At 42.8% G+C, this 12,108-nt stretch carries 10 protein-coding genes; 5 read left to right on the top strand and 5 right to left on the bottom strand.

The features are described 5' to 3' along the window. Positions 1–545: 545 nt before the first annotated feature. Together yihI and V1467_RS00045 are read left to right on the top strand one after the other, a co-directional pair. The gene (gene yihI, locus V1467_RS00050; RefSeq protein ID WP_416306770.1) at positions 546–1,061 is read left to right on the top strand and encodes a Der GTPase-activating protein YihI; all 516 of its coding nucleotides are present in this window, start codon (positions 546–548) and stop codon (positions 1,059–1,061) included. Further along, positions 1,062–1,505 (top strand): DUF2489 domain-containing protein, encoded by a 444-nt coding sequence (locus V1467_RS00045; protein ID WP_416306769.1) that lies wholly within the window; start codon positions 1,062–1,064, stop codon positions 1,503–1,505. On the opposite strand, the gene V1467_RS00040 is transcribed toward V1467_RS00045, so the two are convergent. Then, positions 1,502–2,089 carry a DNA-3-methyladenine glycosylase I gene (locus V1467_RS00040; RefSeq protein WP_416306768.1) on the bottom strand — a complete coding sequence of 196 codons (588 nt, stop codon included), beginning with the start codon at positions 2,087–2,089 and terminating at the stop codon, positions 1,502–1,504. The two genes, V1467_RS00045 and V1467_RS00040, sit on opposite strands and share 4 nt — an antisense overlap. Before the next feature lie 121 nt (positions 2,090–2,210). Here V1467_RS00040 and glyQ point away from each other — a divergent pair, with 121 nt between their 5' ends. Genes glyQ through V1467_RS00025 form a run of 3 tightly spaced genes read left to right on the top strand, consistent with a single transcriptional unit; the run spans position 2,211 to position 5,678 of the window. Next, positions 2,211–3,116 carry a glycine--tRNA ligase subunit alpha gene (glyQ, locus tag V1467_RS00035; protein ID WP_416306767.1) on the top strand — a complete coding sequence of 302 codons (906 nt, stop codon included), beginning with the start codon at positions 2,211–2,213 and terminating at the stop codon, positions 3,114–3,116. A 3-nt stretch (positions 3,117–3,119) separates the two neighbouring features. Further along, positions 3,120–5,189: a glycine--tRNA ligase subunit beta gene (glyS, locus tag V1467_RS00030; protein WP_416306766.1), complete on the top strand. Its 2,070-nt coding sequence runs from the start codon at positions 3,120–3,122 to the stop codon at positions 5,187–5,189. 39 nt (positions 5,190–5,228) lie between these two features. Further along, entirely contained in the window at positions 5,229–5,678 is a 450-nt protein-coding gene (locus V1467_RS00025; protein WP_416306765.1) for a hypothetical protein, read from the top strand. Between the two features lie 104 nt (positions 5,679–5,782). On the opposite strand, the gene gyrB is transcribed toward V1467_RS00025, so the two are convergent. The 4 genes from gyrB to dnaA are packed head-to-tail and all read right to left on the bottom strand — an operon-like array spanning position 5,783 to position 11,781. Then, positions 5,783–8,203 (bottom strand): DNA topoisomerase (ATP-hydrolyzing) subunit B, encoded by a 2,421-nt coding sequence (gyrB, locus tag V1467_RS00020; RefSeq protein WP_416306764.1) that lies wholly within the window; start codon positions 8,201–8,203, stop codon positions 5,783–5,785. Beyond that, entirely contained in the window at positions 8,196–9,305 is a 1,110-nt protein-coding gene (gene recF, locus V1467_RS00015) for a DNA replication/repair protein RecF (protein ID WP_416306763.1), read from the bottom strand. The genes gyrB and recF overlap by 8 nt, the downstream gene beginning before the upstream one ends. 42 nt (positions 9,306–9,347) lie before the next feature. Further along, a complete protein-coding gene (dnaN, locus tag V1467_RS00010) occupies positions 9,348–10,448 on the bottom strand; it encodes a DNA polymerase III subunit beta (protein WP_416306762.1) in 1,101 nt (366 codons plus the stop codon). Positions 10,449–10,473: 25 nt separating this feature from the next. Continuing rightward, positions 10,474–11,781, bottom strand: a complete 1,308-nt coding sequence (gene dnaA / locus V1467_RS00005) for a chromosomal replication initiator protein DnaA (protein WP_416308736.1) — start codon at positions 11,779–11,781, stop codon at positions 10,474–10,476. Positions 11,782–12,108: the final 327 nt, after the last annotated feature.

Here is a 12,108-nt window from a genome sequence, read left to right as displayed (position 1 = left end):
CCGTTAAATTATGGCGAGTTGATAATTAAAGCGGTCTAAGGATCGCTTTTTTGGTAATTGACTTTCGATTTCTACAGGCAAAAAAATTGTCATAAAGTTGTAAATAAGTTGTAAATAAAATTTATTCGTGTAGTCTTTTACACCAACAAAAAGGGAGTCGCGAGTAATATTCGCACATGGAAGTAAGGCAGCAGCTGTTAAAGCACTGCCAATTATATTTGTCTTTCGCATTAGAAAGAACATCGGACGGCCAATAAAGTGTCAGGAAGACCAACAAAAATAAAAAATTGGCTTCGTAAATAAAAGCAAAAAGAGAAGCATACAGACATTGAAGTCGTGGATATTTAGGGAATAAAAATGGGAGAAGTGTCATCTGACACTCAGTTTTGCAAGAGGCGATAGCTTAAACTATCGCCTTTTTTCTGCCTGTCTGGTAAACAATATCTTTCTCGCTAACAGACAATAACACCTAGTTTGACTCAAAAGCTCGCATAGCGGATGCTGCGCAGGTAAAATGCGTACATTATCCGATGTGTTGAATCATTATGCCTAAAATAAAGAAAACCCGTAAAGTTGGTCGAATTGGTGTTCGCAGTGTTCCCAAAGCTGAACGTGTTCGGGAAGCTAAAGTAGAGCGCAAAAAAAAAGCCAACGGACGTCCGGCTGGTAGTCGGCAAAATGTCGAAACTGGCGCCAAGTTATCCGGCCATGGAAGTAACGGCAATAAAGATCCCAGATTAGGCAGTAAAAAACCCGTTGCCTTGATAGCCAGTGAAAAATCAGCAGGCAATCGGGCTAAACCGAAAAAATATTTCTCTCCGACTCAGGAGCTTGAGGCACTAGAAAATGACCCGCGTCTGGAGAAGTTGTTGAACCTGCTTGATGAGGGTAAGACACTCAGTGCGGAAGATCAGCAATTTGTCGACAAGCAGCTGGCCAGACACAAACAACTGTGCGATTTATTGGATATTCAGGACGAAACGCTGCAACAAGGCAGTGACGACGAAGATATCGATTTACTGGAGCAGTTGGAACGCAACAATCTGGATAAGTTTAAATAAATGATATCGACGGTTCTAATTACGCTGGCATTGCTAATCATTGCTGGTCTGGGCTTTTATGCGGGAAAAATGCTGTACTTGCTGCGCCGACAGACGGTACAGCAAAACAATCGGCGACAGGCCAGACTCAGACACATTATCGAAAGTATTCAAACCATCGCTATGGCAATGGAACAACAGCAGTGCAATATCTCCGAAGGCTGTATCAGGCTTTGTATGTTGTTGGACAGTCTGCCAATAGAGCCTCTCCCGGATTACAGAGCCCAATTTCCGGCGCTACACGATTTATATCAGCAAATAAAAGATATGCCGACACATGAAGACAGGCAAAAACAACTTCGCACCGAGCGAGTTAAAATGGACTTAGTTCGAGAAGAACTAGAGGCAAAAGCAGAAACAGCGATATTAAAAGAAGTAGCTGTATTACGTCACTTCTGCCTTTAGTCCGCTTTGCGCGCTACATCTACACATACCTGATGACAGTGGCAGTCCACAATATGGTCGTTGACCAATCCTACTGCCTGCATAAAGGCGTAACATATAGTGCTACCAACAAAAGTAAATCCTCTCTTTTTCAACTCCTTGGCCATCGCGTCTGATGCGGCTGTAGAAACCGGCACCTGAGACATATCACTCCAGCGGTTAATAACCGTCCGGTTGTCAACAAACTGCCAGATAAAGTCGCTGAAGTGAATACCCTCTTCCTGCATTTTTAAATAGGCACGGGCATTTTTGATAATAGAATTGATTTTTAACCTGTTGCGAACGATGCCGGTATTTTGCATCAATCTCTCTACATCATCCTCATTGAATCTGACGATCTCAGCTGGCTCGAAGTCGGCAAACGCCGCCTCATAGTTTGCTTGTTTCTTCAAAATTGTGATCCAGCTTAAACCTGCCTGCTGTCCATCGAGACAAAGTTTGGCAAAAAGTTCTTTTGGGTCAACGACTGCTCTACCCCACACTTGGTCATGGTAATCCTGATAAATTTTTTCTTTTCCCGCCCAACCACACCTTATTAGGTCCATTTATTGCTCCAATTACAGCTACATTGATTAAAAACGCGCTATTAGACTACATTCGAAAGCGTGCAAAAGGTATACTTAGCGGCATTTTTCGTTGATCAATTAACAGGGCTTTTATTGCACTATGCAGAAGTTTGATATCAATACCTTTCAGGGACTGATCCTGGCCTTACAGGACTATTGGGCACGCCAGGGTTGCGTGATTATTCAACCTTTGGATATGCAGGTCGGTGCAGGTACATTTCACCCGATGACTTTCTTACGTTCTATTGGGCCCGAGCCTATTAGCAGCGCTTATGTTCAGCCTTGTCGTCGTCCCACAGACGGACGTTACGGTGAAAACCCAAACCGTTTACAGCATTACTATCAGTTTCAGGTCATGTTAAAGCCCTCTCCTGCTAACATTCAGCAATTGTATCTGGATTCATTAAGCGAATTAGGTTTCGACCCTCTGGTACACGATATCCGCTTTGTAGAGGATAACTGGGAATCACCGACACTAGGCGCCTGGGGTCTGGGCTGGGAAGTCTGGTTAAATGGTATGGAAGTCACCCAGTTTACTTATTTCCAGCAGGTTGGCGGGTTGGAATGCTCACCAGTAACGGGCGAGATCACTTACGGACTTGAGCGGCTTGCCATGTATATTCAGGGCGTTGACAGCATTTATGATCTTGTCTGGACAGACGGACCTATGGGACGCGTTACCTACGGAGATGTATTCCATCAAAATGAAGTGGAACAATCTACCTATAACTTTGAAATAGCCAACGTAAACACATTATTTGCTGAATTTGATCAATGCGAGAAAGAAAGCCAGTTACTAATTGACAAAGGTTTACCGTTACCCGCCTATGAACAGGTGATGAAAGCGTCCCATGCGTTTAACTTACTAGACGCGCGTCACGCTATATCCGTGACAGAGCGTCAACGTTATATCCTCAGAGTGCGTACCTTATCAAAAGCTTGTGCAGAGACCTATTACCAGGCCCGGGAAGCTCTGGGTTTTCCTATGTGCAGTAAGGAGAAGTAACTCATGCAGCCGCAAAATTTATTAATTGAAATAGGCACTGAAGAGTTGCCTCCTAAATCACTCACCGAGTTAGCCGGCGCATTTGCTGACCATATTCAGGCAGGACTTGAGGCTGCCGAATTATCTTTTACCGGATTGAAATGGTATGCGACGCCCAGACGATTAGCTGTTAGCGTTAATCAATTAGACTTTCAACAGGCTGATAAAGTCGTCGAAAAGCGCGGACCAGCCGTATCCGCAGCGTTTGACCCTGAAGGTAACCCGACCAAAGCCGCAATGGGTTGGGCCAAAGGTAACGGTATAGACGTTTCTCAGGCTGACAGATTGACTACCGATAAAGGCGAGTGGCTGGTTTATCAGGCCACAGTCATCGGCCAGAGTTTGACCGAGTTAATCGAAGATTTGGTTACTACTGCATTGGCCAAGCTGCCGGTCCCCAAACCAATGCGCTGGGGCAGTGGTAAAAGTCAGTTTATTCGCCCTGTGCATAGCGTTACGCTGCTTTATGGAGACAGGCTATTAGATGCCAACATTTTAGGAATTGATTCGTCCAGAGTGATTTATGGCCATCGCTTTCATGGTGCAAAAACCTTTGAACTAACGCATGCCGATAATTATCTTGAAGCATTGCAACAGCATTATGTGGTTGCCGATTTTAAACAACGTAAAAAACTGATCGAACAGGACATCCTTGACGCTGCTGCAAAAGAAAATGGCGTGGCCGATATCGATAGCGATTTATTGAATGAAGTAACAGCGTTGGTGGAATGGCCTGTGGTGCTAGTGGCATCTTTTGAGGATAAATTTCTCGATGTACCCAAAGAAGCCCTTATTTACACCATGAAGGGTGATCAGAAATACTTTCCGGTGCTAGATAACAACGGACAACTTAGATCGCGTTTTATCTTTGTCACCAATATCGAGAGCAAAGATCCCCGACAAATTATTCAGGGCAACGAAAAAGTCATCCGCCCTCGCCTGGCCGATGCCGAGTTTTTTTTCCAGACAGATAAAAAACAGACTCTTGAATCCCGTATGGAAAGCCTTTCAACGGTGCTGTTTCAGAAGCAGTTGGGCACCCTAAAGGAAAAATCCGAGCGTATCGCCAAGCTTGCCAAAGCCATCGCATTACAAATTAACGCCGATGGCGAGTTGGCGTATCGCGCCGGGTTATTATGCAAGACCGATTTGATGACCGATATGGTGATGGAGTTTCCTGACGTTCAGGGTGTAATGGGAATGTATTACGCTAATCACGATGGCGAAGACAGTCAGGTAGCGAATGCGTTAAACGAACAGTACAAACCGCGTTTTGCCGGCGATACATTGCCGCAATCACCGATAAGCTGTGCAGTTGCTTTGGCAGATAAACTGGATACGCTGGTGGGCATATTCGGTATCGGCATGTTACCCAAGGGAGACAAAGATCCTTTTGCGCTACGCAGAGCCGCTATAGGTGTTTTGCGCATTATCGCCGATAACAACCTGTCACTGGATTTAGTTGATTTAATTGAACTTGCCAAGAATCTTTTGTTAGACAAGTTGTCGAATGACCAAGTAGATAAAGATGTGCTTGAATTTATTTTGGCACGTTTCAGAGCGATTTATCAGGAACAGAATATTTCTGTCGACGTCATCCAGGCTGTATTGGCGCGCAAACCTACTAGACCGGCTGACTTTGCTGCGAGAATCAAGGGAGTGGCACACTTCAGCTCGTTAGATGGGGCCCAAAGTCTGGCAGCTGCCAATAAGCGTGTGGGTAATATTCTTAACAAAAATGAAGAAGCTGTTCCCGAGGCATGCAACCCTTCATTACTGCAAGAACCTGCCGAAGTCCAGTTGAATAGTGAGTTATCCCGTATTAAGGAAATCACGTCAAGTAGTCTGGCGTCAGGAGATTATCAGGCAGTTCTGTCTGAACTTGCCAAGCTCAAGGATAGTATCGACGCATTTTTTGATTCGGTCATGGTAATGACGGATGATCAGACCTTGCGTTTAAATCGCTTGGCGTTGCTGCAGGACTTGCACCAACAGTTTTTACATGTTGCTGATATTTCATTGTTAAATCAGTAATCTGTTGTTTTTATTAACATTATTTTTAACAGGCTTAACATGCAGTTAGTTAAATTTATATTTTGTGCCGCTGTGGTTACACTGCTTGGTGGATGCGCCAGCAATATGCTGGATAAAATATATCAACCGTCCACCAGCCATGATGAACTGTACTTACGCGGAGCCTTTACCTGGTGGGAGGCAGATGAAGCGTTTAAAGTTCAGGATGTGGGCGACGACGTTTATATGGTTAAAACTGAGTTAATTGCTGATGGACAGCCTTATGAATTCCGTTTCGTCGATAAGAATTGGAGTCCAGGTTCAAATTGTGGATATCAAAATAAAGCAGTGGATCAGGTGATAGAGGTCAATCAACCCGTTTCATCCGACTGTGATAGCACAACCGAGAATTTTAAGTTTACTCCTCCGGATTCCGGTCTTTACGAGTTTTATATCGATTTTCATCAGGATGAGACTAACCCGCAGGTTTATATAAAGAAAACGAGTTAATTCGAACTTACTCCTTTCGACGAGAGACAAAAAGGCCGCTATGTTAGCGGCCTTTTTATTATTTGGATGCCTCTCCTCAAGAATCTAGTTGCGAGTTGCTAGCTCTATACATCCAGATTCGCTACACGCAGGGCATTTTCTTCGATAAATGCTCTGCGCGGTTCAACCTGATCACCCATTAGGGTGGTAAATAACAGGTCGGCTCCAATAGCGTCTTCAATAGTAACCTGCAACATTCTGCGAGATTCAGGATCCATGGTAGTTTCCCACAACTGGCTCGGGTTCATCTCACCTAATCCTTTATAACGCTGGATATATTGTCCTTTTTTGGATTCAGCCATCAGCCACTCCAGGGCATCAACGAAATAGTTAACGGGTTTAACTTTTTCGCCACGTTTGACGTAACCGCCCTCTTCAATGAGTCCGTTAATGGTTTTATTCAACTCCACTATGCGCTTGTATTCGGTAGAATCAATAAAATCATGATCCAGTCGGTACTCCGTATCGATTCCGTGTTGCCTGACGATAATACAAACATAGTAGTTTTGCCGTTCTTTATCTTCTCTTATTTCATGTCGATAAAGTGCACCATCCACTTCATGTTCTTGCAGCGCGGAAACAAATGCTTGCCCTACACTCTCGAGTTTTTCCTGATTAGACAAATCTGAAATATCAAGAATATCGTTATAAATCATACGGATAAGCAAGTTTCTAGGCATCATGCGACTGATCCTGTCAATCATCGAGAATGTTGTCTGGTACTGCTTAACCATCGTTTCCAAAGCTACACCAGAGATAGCCGGTGCAGTTTCATTCACATGTAAAGAAGCATTATCCAATGCTATGCTGGTCAAATGCTCTGTTAATGCAGGATCGTCCTTAAGATATTGTTCTTGCTTACCTTTTTTAATTTTATACAACGGTGGTTGGGCAATATAAACGTAACCACGCTCGATAATCTCTGGCATTTGACGATAGAAAAACGTCAGCAACAATGTCCTGATATGTGATCCGTCCACGTCAGCATCTGTCATGATAATAATACGGTGATAGCGCAGTTTTTCCGGATCGTATTCATCCCGTCCAATTCCGCAGCCGAGGGCTGTGATAAGGGTTGCGACTTCCTGGGAAGACAGCATTTTGTCGAAACGGGCTTTCTCAACATTCAAGATTTTACCTTTGAGCGGTAAAATAGCCTGATTCTTTCTGTTACGCCCCTGCTTGGCCGAACCGCCAGCAGAGTCCCCTTCCACTATATACAGTTCAGACAGAGATGGATCTTTTTCCTGACAGTCTGCCAACTTGCCCGGTAACCCGGCTAAATCCAGTGCGCCTTTACGGCGTGTCATTTCACGTGCTTTTCTTGCAGCTTCTCTTGCTCTTGCCGCATCGATAATTTTGCCGATGATCACTTTGGCTTCGACCGGATTTTCCAGTAAGAACTCATTTAGACGCTCACCCATGGCAGATTCAACAGCTGCTTTTATTTCAGATGATACTAATTTGTCTTTGGTCTGAGACGAAAATTTAGGGTCCGGTACTTTAACAGACACCACCGCGGTTAAACCTTCACGGGCGTCATCACCGGTTGCTGAGGATTTTTCCTTCTTGTTCATACCTTCTTTTTCCATAAAGGTATTCAGGGTGCGAGTGAGCGCCGCACGAAATCCGGCCAGGTGGGTTCCGCCATCTCGTTGCGGAATATTATTGGTAAAACAGAATATATTTTCCTGAAATCCGTCGTTCCATTGCATCGAGACTTCTACGGATACACCGTCTTCCCGATCCACCGAAAAATGAAAGACTTTTTGATGCACCGGGTTTTTATTTTGATTCAGATATTCTACGAAAGCCTGTATTCCACCTTCATATTTAAAATGATCTGTTTTTCCATCACGCTCATCTGTTAGTAAAATCGACACACCAGAGTTCAGGAAGGATAATTCACGTAATCTTTTTGCCAAAATGTCGTAGTGGAATTCAATATTGGTGAAGGTCTCTTCGCTTGGCCAAAACCGGATTGTGGTACCTGTGGTATCTGTTTCTCCCACAGCGCTCAGTGGAGATACGGGATTACCCATGGTGTATTCTTGCTCGTGAATTTTTCCACCACGACGGATCCTGATCTGCAGTCTTTTTGATAGTGCGTTAACCACCGAAACGCCTACGCCGTGTAAACCACCGGAAACTTTATAAGAGTTATCATCAAATTTACCACCGGCATGTAAGACGGTCATGATAACTTCAGCAGCAGAAACACCTTCTTCTTCATGAATTTCAGTGGGAATTCCGCGCCCGTCATCCTTTACAGAGACTGAGTTATCACCATGAATGGTAACTTTGATTTGTTCACAATGCCCAGCTAACGCTTCATCGATGGAATTATCAACAACTTCAAATACCATATGATGCAGGCCCGTTCCGTCATCAGTATCACCTATATACATACCGGGGCGTTTTCTTACAGCATCAAGTCCCTTTAAAACTTTAATACTGGACGAATCGTAATTACCTTGTTCAGCCATTTATCGCTTTCTCCTCGTTCACTTGGCCATGTTCCACGTGAAACATTTTGATGTTGTTGCTTATATTACTATCTAGAAATGCAACTTGTTGTTTTTCTGTTGCCGTTACAAATATTTGCGCTTTGGTTTCCAATAATTGCCTGATAAATAGCGTTCTTTTATCTATATCCAATTCTGCGGCTAAGTCATCTAACAAATGGATACAGTTCAGCTTACGTTTATCAAAAAGCAGCTTGGATTGCGCTATCTGCATTGCTGCTGTCAAAACTCGTAACTGCCCTCTCGACAGTACTTCCTGAACGGCCCTGGAATCCACTTTAAGCCTTAAATCCGCTTTATGTGGTCCAATGGTACTATGGCCGTACAATTTGTCCTTGTCGTTGTGCTTGGCTAAAGCCTGGGCCAGATCCAGCCCCTTTTCCCAGCCCCTATGATACGCTATTTCAATGGAAAACTCAGGTAAGAATTGTTTAATTTGCTCATCAATATAGGGTTTGATTATCTCAACGTACTTCTGCCTGTGCGAAGATACTGTTTCACCATAGTGCAATAGCTGATCAGTCCAATATAAATTCTGTTGCCTGTCATAATTACCTTTAAGCATGGCGTTGCGCTGCTTCAACACTCTATTAAACAGGGTAATATCATTCAAAAAAAATTGTTCCACGTGAAACAATCCCCAATCCATGTAGCTGCGCCTAAGTCCTGGAGAACCTATTAGCAAATCAGAACTTTGCGGAGTAAATATCTGGGTAGGCATTTTTAAACCAAGTGTTGATATTCGAGACTGTTTATCACCATTAATCTTAATATCGATGTCACCATGGCGATTTCTCATCATGCCGATCTTACAAAGATCTGATTCACTATTCCCTTCGTTCAGTGAAGAAAACAGTACAAACTGTTGATGTTGGGCCGAGATCAAACTTTGATATTTGCTGGTACGAAATGAGCGGCCATAACTAAGATAATACAAAGCTTCTAGAAAAGATGTTTTACCACTACCATTCTTACCAACAAACACATTAAGGTTTGCGGAAGGTTGTAAAGATACGTTGGAAAGATTTCTGAAATGTTGGATCTGGACTTTGTCCAGCTTCATAACTTTAGGCTACTGAAAAATAAAAATGAAAAACCGATGAGACTATAATCTCATCGGCATAATAACGTACAGCACAGATTCATCGCCTACATCTTCTATCAATGCACTGCTATTAGAATCTGCCATTGTAACTTTAACGACTTCAGAATTAAGCGCGTTCAACGCATCTATCAAATAAGCAACGTTAAATCCAATTTCCAGATTGTCACCTTGATATTGAACATCAACAATTTCTTCCGCTTCTTCCTGCTCTGGATTATTAGCAGTAATTTTCAATTCTGCATTGCTTAAATTTAAACGAACACCACGAAACTTCTCGTTAGACAAAATCGCCGCGCGAGAAAAAGCGTTCTTAAGCAAATTCTTGTTTGCCTCAATAAACTTGTCGCCATCTTTAGGTAGAACTCGACGATAATCCGGAAAACGACCGTCAACCAGTTTACTGGTGAAAATAAATGCACTGGAAAAAATACGAATATGATTAGACCCGATTTGTACCTTAAGAGACTTGTCACTATCATCAATTAAACGTGATATTTCCATTACACCTTTGCGCGGGATGATAACTTGCTTAGCAGGCAGATTGGAGCTGTACTCGATTCTGCAAAGCGCCAGGCGGTGACCGTCAGTGGCAACAGTACGGATTACGTTATCTTCAGTTTCTAGTGACAAACCGTTTAGGTAATAACGCACATCTTGTTGCGCCATGGCAAAATGGGTACTTTCAATCAGTTTTTTCAACTGAGATTGGGATAACTCAAACTCCACTTCACCCTGCCAGTCTTCGAGGTTCGGGTAATCAGAAGCAGATAACGTGGAAAGCGTAAATTTACTGCGACCTGATTTTAGTATGGCGCGGCTGTCTTCTACCGAAAAAACCAGTTCACTTCCATCTTGAAGGCCGCGACAAATATCAAATAGTTTTTTGGCTGGAACAGTAATTTCTCCGTCCACATAGTCGCCAGATAAACTGATATTTGAAATCAACTCAACCTCTAAATCTGTACCTGTCAGCCATAGTGAGCCTTCACTGACTTTAATCAGTACATTAGACAGAATAGGAAGGGTGTGACGGCGTTCTACGGCGCCGGACACAAGTTGCAACGGTTGTAAGAAGTTTTCCCTGCTAATAGTAAATTTCATTGTTGCTACTCTTATTTATTCTTTTTTATGATGACAATGTTCTTATCAAGTTTTGATAATCTTCTTTTATGTCGTGATTTTCGTCGCGCAGTTGCACAATTTTGCGGCAAGCGTGTAGTACAGTTGTATGATCTCTTCCCCCAAATGCATCGCCTATTTCCGGCAAGCTATGATTGGTCAGCTCTTTGGCTAACGCCATAGCGACTTGTCTGGGTCTGGCAACGCTTCTGCTTCGACGTTTTGACAGAATATCAGCTATTTTTATTTTGTAATACTCTGCAACGGTTTTTTGTATGTTGTCGATGGTAACCAGTTTTTCCTGCAGCGCCAAAAGATCTCTCAATGCTTCACGCACAAAGTCTATCGTAATTGGTCGACCAGTGAAATTAGCATTTGCAATAACTCTATTTAACGCCCCTTCCAGCTCCCTGACATTGGAACGTAACCGCTTGGCAATAAAGAACGCAACTTCATCCGGCAAATGAATTTTATTTTCCAACGCCTTACGCATCAAAATAGCCACGCGCGTTTCCAATTCCGGTGGTTCAACAGCGATGGTCAACCCCCAGCCAAATCGAGACTTTAACCTGTCTTCTACACCATCTATTTCTTTTGGATAACGATCTGAGGTGAGGATAATTTGCTGATTACCCTCTAGTAACGCATTGAAAGTATGAAAGAACTCTTCCTGAGAACGCTCTTTATTAGCAAAAAACTGAATATCATCAATTAACAGCGCATCGACCGAACGATAATAACGCTTGAATTCCTCTATGGCGTTATTCTGCAGTGCTTTTACCATATCCTGCACAAAACGTTCTGAATGCATATAGACAACTTTGGCGTCTTTCTTATTTTCCAGCAATCCATTACCTACCGCATGCAGCAAGTGGGTTTTACCTAAACCCGTTCCGCCATATATAAATAACGGGTTATAAGCACCGCCTGGATTATCGGCAACTTGACTGGCAGCTGCCCTGGCCAGTTGATTCGATTTACCTTCAACAAAATTTTCGAATCTGTAATTCAGATTAATATTGCTTTTATTCTGTCCTACTTTCATTTGATTAGGCGGTACTACATTATTGGTGTCCGGCGCTCTGCCATTTGTTACCGCCAAATTAGGTACCCTATCAATAACGGTTTCTTTTTTTACCGTCCCGGCACCAATATCCAGTTTCAGCAATGGTGCATCATTGCCGCAGATTTCACTAAATAGCTGAGTGATCTGACTAATATACTTGTCTCTAACCCAATCAAGCACAAAACGGTTAGGTGCAAATAAGGTTAAAATAGCGCCATCGTGATCCGCCTTAAGCGGTCTTATCCACATGCTAAATTGTTGAGTTGGCAGATCTTGTTGGAGCCGTTCCAGGCATTGATTCCACAAAGACATAATTACGCTTGTCCTTTAGGCTTTATTATGTTTAGGGCCTATTTATTATTAAAATTACTGTTCGTTTGAAGATGCAAAACTTCAATTTATGGCGGCAAAAAATATCCTCACCTCTATCGGGAAACGATTATCTCGCTATTTTATCCACAACATCAATATTGATCTTTTTTATATTTATGCTCCCGCCCCATTTATTTTTTAAATAATTGTTTTATATAATATTTTTGTTTGAGTATAATTTTTCTGCAAAGCACTGTTTATGCG

It is taken from the genome of Neptunicella plasticusilytica (assembly GCF_047922965.1).
Lineage (GTDB): Bacteria > Pseudomonadota > Gammaproteobacteria > Enterobacterales > Alteromonadaceae > Neptunicella > Neptunicella plasticusilytica.
Note: the sequence above shows the minus strand (reverse complement) of the source record. Positions and strands in the feature narration are given on the sequence as shown.